Raw genomic sequence first — 17059 nt, forward strand, 5'->3', positions numbered from 1 at the left:
CGAACCCATGTCCGATCAGCGCGTTCTCCGCCCGACACCCATCAGCGGCTTCCCCGAGTGGTCGCCGGAGATTCGGTCCGTGGAGCAGAGCTGGCTGGACCATATCCGCACCGGGTTCGAGCGCTACGGCTTCGCCTCGGTCGAGACGCCGTCGGTGGAGGCCCTCGACGTGCTGATGGCCAAGGGCGAGACCTCCCAGGAGGTCTACACGCTGCACCGGCTCCAGGAGGACGCGGGCGCGGGGGACTCCTCGGACGCGCGCCTGGGCCTGCACTTCGATCTCACCGTGCCCTTCGCGCGCTACGTCGCCCAGCACTTCAACGAACTGTCCTTCCCGTTCAAGCGCTACCAGATGCAGCGTGTGTGGCGCGGTGAACGACCTCAAGAGGGCCGCTTCCGCGAGTTCACCCAGTGCGACGTCGACGTCATCAACCCCGACCAGGTGCCGCTGCACTTCGACGCCGAACTCCCGCGCATCGTGCACGAGGTGCTCAGCGGGCTGGACCTGCCGTCCTGGACTATCAGCGTGAACAACCGCAAGGTGCTGCAGGGCTTCTACGAGGGGCTGGGCATCGGCGACCCGATCACGGTCATCCGCGCCGTGGACAAGCTGCACAAGATCGGCGCCGAGGGGGTACGGGAGATCCTGGTCGAGGAGGCCGGCCTGGATTCCGAACAGGCGTCGGCGTGCCTGCGGCTTGCCGAGGTCAAGAGTGCCGGCACCGCGGTGGTGACCGAGGTCAAGCGGCTGGGTGTGCACTCGGCCCTGCTGGAGGAGGGCCTGGAGGAGCTCGGCTTCGTCCTCGACTCCCTGGCCGACCTGCCCGGCGGAAGCGTGATGGCCGACCTGTCCGTCGCCCGCGGGCTCGACTACTACACCGGGACCGTCTACGAGGCCGCCTTCGACGACGACCCCGGTTACGGCAGCATCGTCGCCGGCGGGCGCTACGACGACCTGGCCGGGCAGTTCATCCGGCGCCGGCTGCCGGGTGTAGGCATCTCCATCGGCCTGACCCGCATCTTCGCCAAAATGGTGGCCGAGGGCCGCATCGCCCCCGGACGCTCCTGCCCCACCGACGTGCTGGTGGCCGTGCCCTCCGCCGAACGCCGCGCCGAGGCGCTGCGCACCGGTGCCGAGCTGCGCGGGCGCGGCATCAACACCGAGGTCTTCCACCAGGCCGCCAAGGTGGGCAAGCAGATCCAGTACGCCTCGCGCAAGGGCATCCCCTACGTGTGGTTCCCGCCGTTCGAGGACGGCAAGGACCACGAGGTCAAGGACCTCGGCAGCGGCGAGCAGACCACCGCCGACCCCGCGTCCTGGCGGCCCTGACCGGCCCGATCCCGCGCGAGGGCGGTCCGCCGGCGCTTGCCGAGCGCTCCCGAGCGCGCCCGGGAGCGGCCGCTTCCGGGCGCCCGGTGCCGGAACCGGCCATTCGCGAGACATCCGCGGACCCGCGTGCAACACTGCAGGGCAGGGCCGATGCCTGCGCCGGTGCCCCCGTGCGCACCGGTGCGGCCACCCGACGCGGCCGCCTAGTGAACGAGGCCATGACCACCCCGCGCCCCACCCCGCCTTCCGCGTCCGGCGACCTCATCGGCCGCGAACGCGACGTAGCCGACCTGTGCCGCATCGTCGACGGTAGCCGCCTCGTCTCACTCACCGGGACCGGCGGCATGGGCAAAACCCGCCTGGCCGTGCGCATCAGCGAGCTCGTCGCGCCCCGCTTCACCGACGGCGTCCGCTTCGTCGACCTCAGCGAGGCGTCCTCCCCCGACCAGGTGGTGCGGGCCGTCGCCCGCTCGCTGCGGGTACTGGAGAACAACGAGAAACCTCCGCTGGAGGCGATCGTCACCTCGCTGCGTGCTCGGCGGGCCCTGGTGCTGCTGGACACCTGCGAGCGCGCTGTGGGCCCCCTGGCCGACCTGTGCCGGGCGCTGCTCGACTCCTGCCCCGGCGTGCACATCCTCGCCACCAGCCGCCAGCCGCTGCGCGTCGCCGGAGAGACCGTGTGGCGCGTCCCTCCGCTGTCGCTGCCCCCCGCGCCGCGCGCGGGCGAGGACGGCACCCGCCCCGGCGCGGTCTCCCCCGAGTACGCCGGCCGCTTCGAGGCGGTGCGGCTCTTCGCCGCCCGTGCCCACCAGGCGCGGCCCGGCTTCGCCATGACCACCGCGAACGCCGGCGACATCGCCGAGGTCTGCCGGATGCTCGACGGCCTGCCTCTGGCGATCGAACTCGCCGCCGCGCGGGTGCGCGTGCTGACGGTGCAGCAGATCCTGGCCCGCCTCGACGACCGCTTCCGGTTGCTGGTCGCGGCCGGCGACGAGCTGCCGGCGCGGCAGCGGACGCTTCGTGCGGTGTTGGAGTGGAGCCACGACCTGCTCAGCCATCCGGAGCAGATCCTGCTGCGCCGCCTCACCGTCTTCGGGACCTGGAACCTGGAGCAGGCCGAGCGGGTGTGCGGACACGGCGGCGTCGACCCCGACGGCGTGCCGGAGCTGCTGTCCTCCCTGCTGGACAAGTCGCTGATCGTGCTGGACGCCGAACTCCAGGGCACGGCCTACTACGGGATGCCCGACACCGTACGCGCCTACGCCGCGGAGCGCCTCACGGCGGCCGGTGAGGAGGCCGACACCTGGCGGCGCTGCCTGGGCGAGGCCGTCGACCGCATGGAGTCGGTAGCCGCGGCCATCGCCCGGCCGCTGCCCTGGTCCCGGCGCCTGGAGCACCTGCACCTGCTCGACCGGCACAGGGAGAACACCGCGCGCCTACTCACGTTCGCACAGCGCAGCGGCCGCCCCGAGGAGGGCCTGCGGCTGTGCGTGGCGCTGCGGCCCTACTGGTTCGCCCGCGGGCTGTTCACCGAGGGCAGCCGGTCCCTGCGCCAGCTGCTGTGGATCGCGCCGGAGGCCCAGCCGGCCGCGGTGCGGGCCCGCGGACTGGCCGTGCACGCCGAGCTGTGCCTGGACGTCGAGGGCGCCAAGACCGCGACCGAGATCGCCGAAGCCGCGCTGGAGGCGGCGCACGGCTGCGGCGACGCACCGGCCGAGGCGATCGCGCTGGGCGTGCTCGCCGCCGCCGCGCTGCGCACGGGCGACGACGACGCGTGCAGCCGCAGCGCCCACCTCGCTCTGGCGGCCGCCGAGCGGCCGGGCGACCACTTCACGGAGGTTTCCGCGCTGGGCACACTGGGCCGCCTGGCGCGGCGCCGCGGCGACACCTGCACCGCCGAGGACTACCTCAAGCGAAGCGTCGCCGTCGCCGAGAAACTGGACGACCGATGGTGCGTCGCGCGCTGCCTGAACGGGCTCGGCGTGCTGGCCACCCAGCGGGGCGAGCTCGAATCCGCCGCGCGCCGACTGGACCGGGCGCTACAGATCTTCACCGAGATGGGCGTCGCCCCCGAGACCGCGCGCTGCTCGGCGTCGATGGGCTATCTGGAACTGGCCCGGGGAGACGTCTCCGCGGCCCGGCGGCGCTTCGCCGGGGCACTGCGCATCAGCGCCGCCTCGGGTCGGCGCGGCGCCGTCGCACGGGGCCTGGAGGCGCTGGCGGAACTGGCCATCGCCGAGGACCAGCCTGAACGCGCCGCCTCGCTCGCCGGGGTGGCGGCACGGCTGTACGCGGTGCTGCACCAGCCCTCGCCGCGCGCCGAGCGACTCTACCGGCAGGTCCAACAGGTGCTGCCCGGCGACGTGGCCGCCAAGGCGTGGAAAGCCTGGCGCACCCTGCCGCTGGAGCAGGTGGTCGAGAACGCCGTATCGTTCCCCGCGCCGCGCCACCCGCTGCCGTCGCTGCTCACCCGCCGGGAGCGCGAGATCGCCGTACTCGTCGCCGACGGGCTCTCCAACCGCCGGATCGCCGACCACCTGACCATCAGCCAGGCCACCGTCGCCCGCCACGTCGCCAATATCTTCCGCAAGCTGCTGATCACCTCGCGCGCGCAGCTCGCGGCCTGGGTCGCCGACGAGGGGCTGGAGCCGTGAACGGATCTTCCCCGCGCCGCCCTCGCGGGCGGCGGTCGCGACCTGCGCCGATGCACACGCCGCCGCTGGTTGCGCGCTATCGCTTGCATACCGAGAGTGCACCTAATAAGACAGAGCCCTAAGGTGTGGCCGACGAGGCCCGTCCGGAGCGGACGGCGCTTCGCCCGGCTCGCCGGCGATCGCGTGGAGTGCCGGATGTCCGAGAGACAGAGACGCTGAAGCGGGGACCTTTCCGCTCGGCGGCTTCGCCGTCGAGCGGGGCCCGGAAGCCCCTTTCGGGTTTCGCGCGGCCGAGGAAGGAGGCACAGCGGGGCACCGGCGCACCGCACAGCAGGACGGGGACCGTCATACGCGCCCCGAGCAGAGCATGCACCGCCAACGGACCGACCCCCCGACCCCGCCCTCACCCCCGGGCAAGGTGAGCGCGGCCCCCGAACCGCCTAATCGCGTGAAGGCCATGGCACCTCAGACCGCGCCCGCGCGGCAGAATCTCCCCGTTGAATCCGACAGCCTAATCGGTCGCGACCGCGATCTGAGCGAACTGCTCCGGCTGCTGGAGTCCGATACCGTCCTCACCCTCGCCGGCGCCGACGGCATCGGCAAGAGCAGGCTTGCGCTGCGATTGGCAACCCAGGCCACGGGGCTCTTCGCCGACGGGGTGTGGCTGGCGGCTCTGGACGACGCCGCCACCCGCGCCGAGGTCGTCACCCGGGTCTGCGGTGCGCTGGGCATCACCGAGGAGGCACGGCGCGATCCGGTCGAGACGCTGTGCGACGCGCTGCGCTCCAGATCGCTGCTGCTCGTCCTGGACGGCTGCGACGGGGTGGCCGACCACGTGGCCGAGATCGGCGCCGCGCTGGTGTCGGCCTGCCCGGCGGTCTCACTGCTGATCACCGGCCGCGCGCCGCTGCGCATCACCGGCGAGTCCGTCTGGCGCGTGCCGCCACTGCCCGTACCCTCCGACGGCGACGGCGCCGAACCCTCCGGTGACGGTTCCGTGCGGCTGTTCCTGGACCGCGCCCGCACCGCGGTGCCCGACTACGCTTCCACCCCGCAGGAGGCGGCGGCCGTCAACCGCATCTGCCGCCGGCTGGACGGGATTCCGCTGGCCGTGGAGCTGGCCGCGGCGTGGGCCGGGCGGGTCGACCCCGCGGGCATCGACGCGGGCCTGGCCGCGGCGCTTGCGACCGCGGACGGCGGTTCGGAGGACGGCTGCCCCCGCACGCGCGTGCTCGACGCGGTCGTCGGCTGGAGCCTGTCGCTGCTGAGTCAGCCCGAACGCGTGCTCCTGCGCCGCCTGGCGATCTTCCCCAACTGGTGCCTGGAGCTGGCCGAGCAGGTATGCGCGGAAGCGCCGCTGGTCGAAGCGGATCTGCTCGACCTGCTGTCTTCACTGCTGGACCGGTCCCTGATCACGCTGACCGGCGAGCAGCTGAACCGGGTGCGCTACCGCCTACCGGCCCCGGTGCGCGCCCATGCCCGTGCCCGCCTGGCCGACGCGGGCGAGCTGGCGTGGATGCGGGCGCGGCACACCGCCCGGATGATAGCCATCGCCGACGACCTCAACCGGATCGCGCTGTCGGGCCGGCCCATGCCGTGGGCGGAGCGGTTCGTGTACTGGGACCGAGCCGTCGCCGAGTACGACAACATGCGTGCCGCCCTGCGGTGGTCGGCTGAAGCGGCACACGCCCGCGACGGACTGCGGCTGTGCGCCGGGTTGCGGCCGCTGTGGTTCACCTCCCACCAGTTCACCGAGGGCGGCGAGTGGGCGGAGGCCTTCCTGGCGATGGATGACGACCGTCCCGAGGAGGACGGCGGCCGCGGCGCCTTCGACGCGCTCCGCGGCCGCGTCATGGTGCAGCACGCCGAACTGAACTGGCCGCGGAAGCGCTTCGACGAGATCGTCGCGACGGTGACGGCGGGAGCGGTGCTGTGCCGCGCCGCCGGCGACACCGAGTCGGTGTGCCTCGCCGAGAACCAGCTCGCCCTGATCGACGACCTGCGCGGCGACCACGAGTCGGCGCGGACCCGGCTGCGGGATGTGCTGGAGCTGGCGCGCTCCGCGGGCGACCTGTGGAGCGAGGCCATCGCGCTGAACGTCCAGGGGGCGATGGCCGCGCGCGGGGGCGACTTCGCCGAGGCCGAAACGCTGTTCAACACCGCTCTGATGATCATGCGCGGCATGGACCACCGGTGGGGCGTGGGCTCCACGCTGATGGCCCAGGGCGCTGCGGCGGAAGCCCAGGGCGACGCCCAGGCGGCCGACCGCTGCTACCGCGAAGCGATGGACATCCAGCGCGCCAACGGCTCGGCACCGGAGCTGGCGTCCTGCCTGGCCGGTGTGGGGCGGGTGGCCCAGCAACTCGGCTCGGCGACCCAGGCCTACGACTACCTCGCCGAGAGCCTCCAGCTCAGCCACGCCAACGGCAGGCTCGCCGGGCTGGCCGAGGCACTGTGGTCGATCGCGAGTGTCTCGTCCCGCCAAGGCGTGGCCGAGGAGGCGACGCGCTGCGCGGGAGCCGCGGCCGCGCTCGCCGAGATCAGCGGTTGGGCCGGCCCCGCGTCGACCCGGTTCCCGCTGAGCGCGGAGCTGACCGAGGGCGCCGCCTCCACGCAGTCCCGTACCTGGTGGGAGGAGGGCCGCCGGCTGGGCGTCGACGAGGCCGTCGAGCTGGGCGTGCGGCTGGCCGAAACGGGACGCCTGCCGCGCCCGCGCCCGCGCCCGGCCCGGACACCGGCGCCGGAACCGCCGCGGAAGGCGCTGACCCCTCGCGAGAGCGAGATCGCGCAGCTCATCGGGAAGGGGCGCAGCAACCGCACCATCTCCGACGAGCTGTACATCGCCCCCGCCACTGTGGCGCGCCACGTCGCCAACATCAACCGCAAGCTGGGCTTCAACTCCCGGCAGCAGATTGCGGCGTGGGTCGACCGGCACTCCCATCCGACCTAATTCGCTGACCTGTTCGGCGGTCTCCTGCATAGGAAGAAGCCAGAAACTACATATGCAGGTGCACACGTTTATGCATGTGCAAACGCCCAGTCGGACGCTAGAGTCGGAGACATGGGATCGCAGCCGCGCCCCCGACCCGATCAGCGGGTGGCGCGGATGCGGGCCGGCTCCCGGGGGCTCCTCCGGGAAGCCGCGGAGGCCACTGCCGGTGGCAGGCCCAGGCCAAGCCCCCCGCTTCGTGCTGATCGGGGGCGATGGAGCGGGCCACCGGCCGCGGGTTTCCGAGGCATCGCCGGGAACCCGTGCGGGGTCTCGGGCGCGCTGAGGGGAGGCGCCCGAGACACCCCGCACGGGCAACGCCGGGCTCGTCACGTGGAGGGGGCGTGACGAGCCCGGCACGCGCTCACGGCTAATCGATGGGGGACGGATGAGGGCCGACGGATCCGATGACGACCGAGCGCCCTTCCTCGACGGCGTCGCCCCGGTGGGATCGCTGACCGGCGGACTGCTGGCCCGGTTGCGCAGCGGGGCGGGGCGGCCCACCGTCACCGACGCGGCGGGCGGCGCAGAGGAGGGCGTTGCCTTCGCGGGCACGGTCGAGCGAGCCGCGGCCGGGCTGGGACGGCGCGGCATGTGCCCGGACGACATCATCGGCGTACTGGCGCCGGTGTGCTCGGACCGGCTGACCGCCGTCTACACCGTCATGGCGATGGGCGGGCTCGCCCTGCCCCTGGACCTCGACTCCGACCTGGAAACGATCACCGAGATCCTGACCGCCGTGGACGCCCGGATGATCCTGGTGACAACTCCGCTCGCGGGGATCGCCCGCGAACTGGCCGACCGCTCGCGCGTGCGCCAGGTAGTGGCCTTCGGCGACGCACCCGAGACCACGCCGTTCGGCGAACTCCTGCAGCCCAGCCCCGACGGCAGCGGCTACGATCCCGCGCGGGGCCTCTTCGACAACGGCATCCTGGACTGCTCCGCCGGTGAGTCGGGCATCCACAGCACCCTGCACGGCCACCGCGAGCTGCTGCAGCGGTTCCGGACCACCAGTGAGGCCCTCGCGCTCACGCCGGAGGACACCGTGGTCCTCGACGCCGACGCGGACGAGGCGCAACGTGCCGTGCTGTGCGCGGCAGCGCTGTGGGCGGGCGCTTCGGTGGTCGCCACCACCGCGCGTGGCGAGGACGCGATCACCGCGGTGCTGCGCAAACACGGCGCCACCGTCCGCTGCTCGCCCGCGCCGCAGCGGATCGGTGTCCAGCACGCCGCCGGCTGAGCCGCGTCGCCGCGGCGACGCGGCCGGGCATCGCGCTGCCGGTACTCAAGCCGCCTCGCCGTGCAGGGCCGCGCGGGCCGCGTCGAATGCGGGCTGCGCAGCGGCGCGGGCCGCGGGGACCGCGTGCATGAAGCGCAGGAAGCTGTGCACCAGGCCGGGACTGTCGCGCCACTGTGCGGCCACGCCGGCCTGGCGGAGCAGCCGCACGTAGCCGGCGCCGTCGTCGCGCAGCGGGTCCAGCTCGGCCGTCAGCACGAACGTCGGAGGCTGGCAAGTGAGATCGGGTGCGTGGGCCGGGCGGAAGTAGGCGGGCAGGCGCTCGGCCGGGTAGCCGCCGAGGAAGGTACGCAGGTACCAGTTCATGTCGTCGGGCCGCATGCCCGAGGAGTCGGCCATCGTGCGCGCCGACTCGGTCTCGCCGGCACCGGTGGAGGGGTAGACGAGCAGCTGGAAGAAGGGCGCCCGCACACCCCGCTCGGCGGCCATGAAGCCCACCTGGGTGGCCAGGAAACCGCCCGCGCTGTCGCCGGCGACCGCCACTCGCCGCGGGTCGGTGCCGAGTTCGGCCGCGTTGTCCAGCACCCAGAGGTAGGCGGCGAAGGCGTCCTCGACGGCTGCCGGGTAGGTGTGTTCGGGGGCGAGGCGGTAGTCGGCGGCGACGACTACGGTACGGGCCTGCTCGGCCAGCAACCGCGTGGCGTTGTCGTGGGTGTCCAGGCCGCCGACGACGAAGCCGCCGCCGTGCAGGTACAGCGCCACCGGCAGGTCGGGCTCGGTGGTGGGCCGGTAGACGCGGACGGGGATGTCGGGGGCTCCGTCGGGGCCGGGGATCGCGGTGTCGCGGACGTCGGCCATCTCGGCGAGCCGGGGGGCGGCCGTACTCTCCGCGGTTTCGCGGGCTCGCTCGGCGGCGAGGTCGAGGGTGTCGTCCCACCGCAGGTCGGGCTGGGTGCTCAGGTAGTCCGCCAGGGCGGGGTCGGGCTGCGCGGTCACCGTCTCCGTGCTCCTCTCAGCGCTGTAATCAGGCAATGCCACGAAAAGCGACATATATCCAATATCACGCAAAAGGCGCAGGCACGTCTTACCGGGTGCCCTCGACGTCGATCTCGAACCAGGCCACGTGCGTCGTGTGGGTCCAGTACTCCCCGCTGCGGGTGGTGCAGCTCTCGATGATGAGCTTGCCGCGGCCGTAGTCGTCGTTGTCGGCGCGCTCGGGGTCGTCGGAGGCGGCGGCGTGGCTGCGCTCGCCCTGATCTGCGACGGCGACCCGCACCCGGTCGCGGCCGGAGCGGATGAACAGGGTCATCACCCCGCCGGTCTGGCCCGAGCGCGAATGCAGCAGCGCGTTGGTGGCGAGTTCGCTGGAAGCGAGCTCGGCGTCGTCCAGCACGTTCGGCGGCGGATCCGCACGCTGCAGGAACTCCCGCACCCGCGCGCGGATCGAGCGGACCGCGGTGAGGTTGCCGACACAGCTCCAGACGGTGTGGTCGGTAGCGGCACCGGTGTCCTCACTGGCCTCCAGAGCGGCCGCCTCGGGCGGCTCGGACGCCTCGGACGCCTCGGGCGGCTCGGGCGGCTCGGGCGGCTCGTAGGAGCCGGGCTGGGCGCGGAAGCCGGGGCGGACGTCGCGAGCGAGGTCGTCGGCAGCGGCGTGTTCCCGGAGTCGCTGCGAATCACTCATTCCCGTCTCACTCCCCACATCACCACCGGGCGACAGCCGACGGCCTCACCTTAGACAACGGCACACCTCCACCAGGACAGCACATCGGGCCTTCCGGGCTCTCGCATACCCCGCAAAAGGCAGCCCCGTGTCGGCCCGTTTCACGCCAAAGGACGGCCGACAATCCCGAAGACGACCCATTGACCTGCATATTCATCGTAAGGGCAACCTCAAGGCAAGCCGACGTCCAAGCGCGGGGCGGCGCCGCTCGCCCCGACGCGGCCGCCAGGACACGATCCGGTGAATTACCTGACAGGCGCACCGAAGAACAACGATAATCGTTTCCATGAGGCGCCCGCGCCGGACACGGACGGGCGGAACGAAGACACCGGACCACCGAGGAGGCCACCTGTGAAGATCGCGTTCGCGGGGAAGGGCGGCAGCGGCAAGACCACTCTGTCGGCGCTGTTCACCCGCTACCTGGCGGCCGCCGGCGCGACCGTCGTCGCCGTCGACGCCGACATCAACCAGAATTTGGGCGCGGCACTGGGCCTGCCGCCCGAGGACCTGGCGGGCATACCCCCGCTGGGATCGCACCTGGCCGAGATCAAGGAGATCCTGCGCGGCAGCAACCCGCGCATCTCCTCGGCCGATGCGATGGTCAAGACCACGCCGCCCGGACGCGGCTCGCGCCTGCTGGACATGAGCCCGGACAACCCGATCCACCGTCGCTTCGGGCGGTCCGCCGCGGGCGCCACGCTCATGGCGACGGGCCCGTTCTCGGAGGATGATCTGGGCGTCGCCTGCTACCACTCCAAGGTCGGCGCCGCCGAGATGTACCTCAATCACCTGGTCGACGGCGCCGGGGAGTACGCGGTGGTCGACATGACCGCCGGGGCCGACTCCTTCGCCTCGGGCCTGTTCACCCGCTTCGACGTCACCTTCCTGGTGGCCGAGCCGACCCTGCGCGGAGTAGGGGTCTATCGCCAGTACGCCGACTACGCACGCGACCACGGCGTGGAGATCCGGGTCATCGGCAACAAGGTGCAGGACGAAGGCGACACGGAGTTCCTACGCGAGCACGTGGGCTCGGCGCTGGCGGCGTGCTTCGGCTTCTCGCCCTTCGTGCGCGCCATGGAGAAGGGCCGCCACCCGGAGTTGGGCGAACTGGAGGAGCAGAACGTCAAGACGCTGGCCTGGATGCGGGACAGCGTCGACGCCACAGCCAAGGACTGGCCCCGGTTCAGCCGCCAGAGCGCACAGTTTCACGCACGCAATGCGCGGGCCTGGGCCAACGCCGCCACCGGCGCGGACCTGGAGTCCCAGATCGACCCGGAGTTCGTGATGGGCCCGGAGGCTCTGAAGGCACAACGGGCGTGACGCGAGGACGGTGTCGGCACCGTGGCCGCGGCCCGCGGGCGCGCAACGGGGCCGACACCGCCCCACCCCCGGCCGACCGGATCCCGACCGCGACTGCGAAGGCGGGCGGGACTGAGTGAGCGACCGAACTGCCGAGCGCGGACAGAAAAACCGACAAAAGGGATGTTCGGCGCACCAAACAACAAGGTTTTACTACTCGGATGCATCGATCCGATCACGACTAACCGGACCCGAATGACAACTTCGACCCCGTGAACCACGCTTTGGCCGCCCGCAACCGGATACCTGCGGCACGACTTGCGATTATCGCAAACCCCCAGGTGAGACGGGAAATCGTCACCCTTGGTAACCGCGCGGCCGGACCCCTTCAACCGAGCGGGCAACACCGGGTGCGACCGATTGAACACGGCTTGACGTGCGCGTTCGCGGTGACAACTATCGAACGGTCGGCGCACGTCCGTGCGCGAGCGTCGACAGGCGCCTTCGCCGTGACCGGTCCGTCCCCAGGATTCCTGAACGGCGAACCAGCGCTGCGATCGATCCCCGACCGAACGAGGTTCCCGTGCCGTCCACACCTGCCGAGAGCAGTCATCACCCCGCCGATTCCGCGCCCGACTCCTCCCCCACCCGCCGCACGGTCCTGATGGCCGGCGCCGCTGGTGCCGTCGTCGTCCCGGCGCTCTCCGCGTGCGGCGGTGGCGGTTCCAGCGACTCCGGCGGCGGAGGCCGTCTGCGCGTCGGCGTAGCGGGGGGCTCCGCCCAGGACACCCTCGACGCCCACCAGCCGACCGACAACACCGACATCGCACGGTGCCACAACCTCTATGAGAGCCTCTGCCTCTTCGGCACCGACTACACCATCAAGATGGCGCTCGCCGAGTCGGTCGAGGTCGACGGCGACGCGAAACTGTGGACGATCAAGCTCAAGAAGGGCCTGAAGTTCCACGACGGCTCCGCGATCACCGCCGACTCGGTCATCCACACCCTGCGCCGCGTGACCGACCCCGAGGCGCTGAGCACCAGCTCCCAGCAGCTGTCCACGATGGACCGCGACAACCTGAAGAAGGTCGACGAGCTCACCGTCGAGGTGCCCTTCACCGAGCCCTACGTCACCTTCCGCGAACTCCTCGCCGAGTACGCCATGGGCATCGTGCCCGAGGGCTACGACCCCGAGAAGCCGATCGGCGCGGGGGCGTTCAAGTACACCTCGTTCACACCCGGCGAGCGCAGCCTGTTCGCCGCCTTCGACGGCTACTGGCAGGGGCGGCCGCAGATCGACGAGTTGGAGATCATCAACTTCCCCGACGAGACCGCCCGCGTCAACGCGCTGATCGGCGGCCAGGTCGACGCGATCAGCCAGCTGCCGCACAGCCAGCTGGAGGTCGTCAAGTCCAACGGCAACCTGCAGACCCTGGAGTCCGAGACGGGCATGTGGCTGCCGTTCACCATGCGCGTGGACAAGAAGCCGTTCGACGACGTACGGGTCCGCCAGGCGTTCCGGCTGATCGTCGACCGCGAGCAGATGGTCGACCAGGCCCTCGCCGGGCACGGCAGCGTCGGCAACGACATCTACGGCCGCTTCGACCCCGCCTACGACGAGGAGAAGCTGCCCGCCCAGCGCGAACAGGACATCGACGAGGCCAAGCGGCTGCTGGAGGAGGCCGGCTACGGCGACGGCCTGGAGGTGCAGCTGGTCACCGGCCCCATCAGCGCCGGCGCCGAAGCCGCCGCCCAGGTCCTCAAGGAGCAGGCCGCCGAGGCCGGCGTCACCGTCAAGCTCAAGCAGACCAACTCCACCGAGTACTACGGCGACAACTACCTCCAGTGGACCTTCGCCCAGGACTTCTGGGTCACCCGCAACTACCTCTCCCAGGCGGCACAGGGCTCCATGCCCAGCGCGCCGTTCAACGAGACGCACTGGGCCGACGAGGAGTGGATCCGGCTCATCAAGAAGGCCCGTGCGACCGTCGACGACAAGAAGCGCAACGAGATCATCCGCCAGGCCATGAAGATCGAGCACGAGCGCGGCGGCTACATCATCTGGGGCTTCGTCAACACCCTGGACGCCTTCCACTCCAAGGTGAAGGGGCTGGAGCCCTCGGTCACCGGGCACCCGCTGACCTCCTACGGGTTCCACCGGGTCCGCATCGAGGCCTAGCCCTCCCGCCCGTCCCGCCCCCGTCCCCGCGGGGCGGGACGCGTGCCACCAACCGGCCCCGCCCCGCTGACCGACGTCTCGCAAAGGCCGTCACACATGTCACGTCTGATCCTGCACCGCCTCTTCTACGGGTTACTGACCCTCTTCGTCGTGTCCCTCGTGGTGTTCCTGGCGACGCAGGCGCTGCCCGGCGACGCCGCCCGCGCCATGCTGGGCCGCAATGCGACACCGGAGCGCCTTGAGACGCTGCGGGCACAGCTCAACCTCGACGACCCGCTCGCCCTTCAGTACGGCAAGTGGGTCGCCGGGCTGTTCGTCCTCGACTTCGGCGACTCCTACGCCAACGCGCTGCCCGTCGCCGAGTACCTGGGCCCCCGGATCTCCGGCAGCCTCACCCTGATGGGGATATCGGCCGTCATCGCGACGCCGATCGCGGTGCTGCTGGGCGCGTTCAGCGCACTGCGCCGCGACCGCGCCGCCGACCACGCGACCTCGCTGGCCTCGCTCGTCGTGGCCGCCGTGCCCGAGTTCGCGGTGGGCATCCTGCTCATCCTGGCCTTCGCCACGGGCGCCCTGCACGTGCTGCCCGCGGTCTTCGCCGGCAGTGCGGGCTCCGTGCTGGCCGACCCCGTTCAGCTGGTGCTGCCGGTGGCCACGCTGGTCATCGCGGTGAGCCCGCCGATCATCCGGATGATGCGGGCCTCGATGATCGAGGTGCTGGAGAGCGAGTACGTGCAGCAGGCCCGGCTCAAGGGCCTGCCCGAGTCCACGGTCATCTGGCGGCACGCCGCGCCCAACGCCATCGGGCCGGTCGCCCAGGTCATCGCGGTTCAGCTGGGCTGGCTGGCAGGCGGCGTGGTCGCCATCGAGTTCCTGTTCGGGTTCCCCGGAATCGGGCTCGCCCTGATGGACGCGATCGCCACCCGCGACATCCCCGTCGTCCAGGCGGTCACGCTGCTGATCGCCATGGTCTACATCGTGGTCAACCTGCTGGCCGATGTGGTGGGTCTGGCCGCCAACCCGAAGGTGAGGGTGTCCTCCCGATGAGCTCCGCAACCCTGCCCGCCGACGCAAACACAGACGCCCCAGCCCCCGCGTCCCCGGCACCCCGCCGCGCCGGGCTGTTCCGCGCCGCGTGGGGGCACGGCCGCACCAAGACCGGCCTCGTGCTGGCCGGCGCCGTTGTGCTCGTCGCGGCCGTCGGCCCCTTCATCAGCCCCTACTCCCCCACCGAACTGGTGGGAACGCCCAACAGCACCTCCGTCGACCAGACGGTGTTCGGAACCGACGGCATCGGCCGCGATGTGCTGAGCCGGTTCCTGCACGGCGGCTACACGCTGATCGCCATCGCCGTCTCCGCGGCGCTGAGCGGCGTCGTGCTGGGCGCGGCGCTGGGCATCGTCGCCGGCTACACCCGCGGGTGGACCGACGAGCTGCTCATGCGCACCAACGACATGATGCTGGCGTTCCCGCAGCTGGTCCTCGCGCTGCTGGTGATGTCGATCATCGGCCCGCAGGTGTGGCTGATCGTGGCACTGATCGGCGTCTCGCACGCCTCCCGGGTCGCGCGCGTCGCCCGCGAGGCCACCCTGAAGGTCGTCGAACAGGACTTCGTGAAATCCGCCGAGGCCATCGGCCTGTCGCGGTGGCGCATCATGAGCACCGAGATCCTGCCCAACATCACCAGCCCGCTGCTGGTCGAGCTGGGGCTGCGGATCACCTACTCGGTCGGCATCATCGCCACGCTGAGCTTCCTCGGCATGGGCCTGCAACCGCCGACGGCCGACTGGGGCCTGATGATCAACGAGAACCGCGTCGCCATCACGGTGCAGCCCTGGGCGGTCGTCCTGCCGGTCACCGCGGTGGCGCTGCTGACCATCGGCGCGAACCTCATCACCGACGGCCTCGCACGAGCGTCGATCGGCATCGATCGGGGGGTGGAGAAATGAGCAGTACGCAGACCCGGCCGCAGGAGGGCGAACAGCTCGCACTGGAGGTCGAGGGCCTCACCGTCATCGGCCGTCCCTCCGACGTCGAGATCATCAGCGACATCTCACTGCGGGTGCGCCGCGGCGACATACTCGGCCTCGTCGGGGAGTCGGGATCGGGCAAAACCACCCTGGGCCTGGCTCTGCTGGCCCACTGCAAGCGCGCCACCGAGGCCACGGCGGGCAGCATCGTGCTGTCCGGCGAGGCGCTGCTGGGCCGCGACGCCGCGGCGGTGCGGCGGATGCGCGGCCGGTCGGTGGCCTACATACCGCAGTCCCCCGCCTCCGCGCTCAACCCGGCGCTGCGGCTGGGGACCCAGCTGCGCGAGGCGCTGCACGACGCCACCGGCGGGCGCGGAGGCGCCGAGGCCGAGGGCGGACCCGCCTCCTCCGACACCGACGCACGCGTCCGCGAAGTGCTGCGCGAGGTCGCCCTGCCCGACGACGGCCGGTTCCTGCGGCGCTACCCGCACCAGCTCTCCGGCGGTCAGCAGCAGCGGGTGGCCATCGCGATGGCGTTCATCGGCTGCCCCGACCTGATCGTCCTGGACGAGCCCACTACCGGGCTCGACGTGACCACGCAGGCGCACGTGCTGCAGACGATCCGGCAGATGACCCGCGAGTACGGCACGGCCGGTGTCTACATCAGCCACGACATGGCGGTAGTGGCCGACCTCGCCGACGACCTCGCGGTCATGTACCAGGGCGACGTCGTCGAGCACGGCCCGGCGGCCGAGGTGCTGGCGAACCCGGGCCACCCCTACACCGTCCAACTGCTGCGCGCGGTGCCGCTGCTGAAGACCGAGGGGCACACCCGCCCCGACGGCGGCGGCGAGTCGGACGAGCCGCTGCTGCGCGTGCGCGGCCTGCAGGCCGGCTACGGTTCGGCCACCGTGCTGCAGGGCATCGACCTCGATATCCGGCGCGGCGAGTGCGTCGCGCTACTGGGCGAGTCGGGCTCGGGCAAGACCACATTGTCGCGCTCCCTGGTCGGTCTGCACCACCAGTTCAGCGGCGAGGCGGTCTTCGCCGGTGCGCAGCTGGCCACCAGCAGCTACCGGCGCAGCGCCGAGCAGCGCCGCCGCGTCCAATACGTCTTCCAGAACCCCTACGAGGCCCTCAACCCGCGCAAGCGGGTGCGCGACCTCATCCTGGGGCCCTACACCCACCTGGTCGGCAAGCCCGGCGATCCCGACCGCGTGGTCGCCACGGCGCTGGAGCGCGCCGCGCTGCCGGCCGCCTACGGCAACCGCTACCCCGACCAGCTCAGCGGCGGTGAGCGCCAGCGGGTGTCCATCGCCCGCGCGGTGGCGACCACCCCCGAGCTGCTGATCTGCGACGAGATCACCTCGGCGCTGGACGTGTCGGTGCAGGCGGAGATCGTCGAGCTGCTCCGCAACCTGCAACGCGACGGGATGGCGCTGCTGTTCGTCACGCACAACATCGCACTGGTCTCCAACATCGCCCAGCGGGTGGCGGTGCTGAACAAGGGCGAGATCGTGGAGCACGGCGACGTCGGCACGGTGATGTCCGACCCCACCCATCCCTACACCCGGGCGCTGATCGCCGACACGCCCGATTTCGAACTGTCGTTGGGCGAAGCTCAGTTGGCCCCGGAGCCGGTCGGCGACCCCGCGCCGGCCCGCCGGGACTGATCCGG

Annotated in this window: 11 protein-coding genes; 9 read left to right on the forward strand and 2 right to left on the reverse strand. The window is 71.7% G+C overall.

The genetic code is table 11. The annotated features are described in order from the left end of the window. Positions 1-7 precede the first annotated feature (7 nt). The 4 genes from hisS (at position 8) to EKD16_RS18830 (ending at position 8213) form a co-directional block, all read left to right on the forward strand. The gene (hisS, locus tag EKD16_RS18815) at positions 8-1330 is read left to right on the forward strand and encodes a histidine--tRNA ligase (protein ID WP_131099646.1); all 1323 of its coding nucleotides are present in this window, start codon (positions 8-10) and stop codon (positions 1328-1330) included. 218 nt (positions 1331-1548) lie between these two features. Further along, positions 1549-3984 carry a LuxR C-terminal-related transcriptional regulator gene (locus EKD16_RS18820; RefSeq protein ID WP_131099648.1) on the forward strand — a complete coding sequence of 812 codons (2436 nt, stop codon included), beginning with the start codon at positions 1549-1551 and terminating at the stop codon, positions 3982-3984. Between the two features lie 457 nt (positions 3985-4441). After that, a complete protein-coding gene (locus EKD16_RS18825) occupies positions 4442-6934 on the forward strand; it encodes a LuxR C-terminal-related transcriptional regulator (RefSeq protein ID WP_242677055.1) in 2493 nt (830 codons plus the stop codon). Between the two features lie 427 nt (positions 6935-7361). Further along, on the forward strand, positions 7362-8213 hold the full coding sequence (locus EKD16_RS18830; RefSeq protein ID WP_131099651.1) for an AMP-binding protein: 852 nt from the start codon (positions 7362-7364) through the stop codon (positions 8211-8213). A gap of 45 nt (positions 8214-8258) precedes the next feature. On the opposite strand, the gene EKD16_RS18835 is transcribed toward EKD16_RS18830, so the two are convergent. Together EKD16_RS18835 and EKD16_RS18840 are read right to left on the reverse strand one after the other, a co-directional pair. Next, positions 8259-9206: an alpha/beta hydrolase gene (locus EKD16_RS18835; protein ID WP_242677056.1), complete on the reverse strand. Its 948-nt coding sequence runs from the start codon at positions 9204-9206 to the stop codon at positions 8259-8261. 88 nt (positions 9207-9294) lie between these two features. Beyond that, entirely contained in the window at positions 9295-9894 is a 600-nt protein-coding gene (locus EKD16_RS18840) for an ATP-binding protein (RefSeq protein WP_131099655.1), read from the reverse strand. A 390-nt stretch (positions 9895-10284) separates the two neighbouring features. On the opposite strand from EKD16_RS18840, the gene EKD16_RS18845 reads away from it, so the two are divergent. The 5 genes from EKD16_RS18845 (at position 10285) to EKD16_RS18865 (ending at position 17054) form a co-directional block, all read left to right on the forward strand. Beyond that, the gene (locus EKD16_RS18845; RefSeq protein ID WP_131099657.1) at positions 10285-11253 is read left to right on the forward strand and encodes an ATP-binding protein; all 969 of its coding nucleotides are present in this window, start codon (positions 10285-10287) and stop codon (positions 11251-11253) included. Between the two features lie 562 nt (positions 11254-11815). Beyond that, on the forward strand, positions 11816-13411 hold the full coding sequence (locus EKD16_RS18850) for an ABC transporter substrate-binding protein (protein ID WP_394347286.1): 1596 nt from the start codon (positions 11816-11818) through the stop codon (positions 13409-13411). 96 nt (positions 13412-13507) lie between these two features. Further along, positions 13508-14458, forward strand: a complete 951-nt coding sequence (locus EKD16_RS18855; protein ID WP_131099659.1) for an ABC transporter permease — start codon at positions 13508-13510, stop codon at positions 14456-14458. Then, complete coding sequence (locus tag EKD16_RS18860; RefSeq protein ID WP_131099661.1) at positions 14455-15360, forward strand: ABC transporter permease; 906 nt, start codon at positions 14455-14457, stop codon at positions 15358-15360. Before EKD16_RS18855 ends, EKD16_RS18860 begins: the two co-directional genes overlap by 4 nt. Next, positions 15357-17054: an ABC transporter ATP-binding protein gene (locus EKD16_RS18865; RefSeq protein ID WP_131099663.1), complete on the forward strand. Its 1698-nt coding sequence runs from the start codon at positions 15357-15359 to the stop codon at positions 17052-17054. Before EKD16_RS18860 ends, EKD16_RS18865 begins: the two co-directional genes overlap by 4 nt. Positions 17055-17059: the final 5 nt, after the last annotated feature.

The organism is Streptomonospora litoralis, from assembly GCF_004323735.1.
In the GTDB taxonomy this organism is placed as follows: domain Bacteria; phylum Actinomycetota; class Actinomycetes; order Streptosporangiales; family Streptosporangiaceae; genus Streptomonospora; species Streptomonospora litoralis.

What these genes read in the sequence shown, in the direction of transcription:
- hisS (WP_131099646.1), top strand. Translation starts at nt 8, where the DNA reads ATGTCCGATCAGCGCGTTCTCCGCCCGACACCCATCAGCGGCTTCCCC.
- EKD16_RS18820 (WP_131099648.1), top strand. Translation starts at nt 1,549, where the DNA reads ATGACCACCCCGCGCCCCACCCCGCCTTCCGCGTCCGGCGACCTCATC.
- EKD16_RS18825 (WP_242677055.1), top strand. Translation starts at nt 4,442, where the DNA reads ATGGCACCTCAGACCGCGCCCGCGCGGCAGAATCTCCCCGTTGAATCC.
- EKD16_RS18830 (WP_131099651.1), top strand. Translation starts at nt 7,362, where the DNA reads ATGAGGGCCGACGGATCCGATGACGACCGAGCGCCCTTCCTCGACGGC.
- EKD16_RS18840 (WP_131099655.1), bottom strand. Translation starts at nt 9,894, where the DNA reads ATGAGTGATTCGCAGCGACTCCGGGAACACGCCGCTGCCGACGACCTC.
- EKD16_RS18855 (WP_131099659.1), top strand. Translation starts at nt 13,508, where the DNA reads ATGTCACGTCTGATCCTGCACCGCCTCTTCTACGGGTTACTGACCCTC.
- EKD16_RS18860 (WP_131099661.1), top strand. Translation starts at nt 14,455, where the DNA reads ATGAGCTCCGCAACCCTGCCCGCCGACGCAAACACAGACGCCCCAGCC.
- EKD16_RS18865 (WP_131099663.1), top strand. Translation starts at nt 15,357, where the DNA reads ATGAGCAGTACGCAGACCCGGCCGCAGGAGGGCGAACAGCTCGCACTG.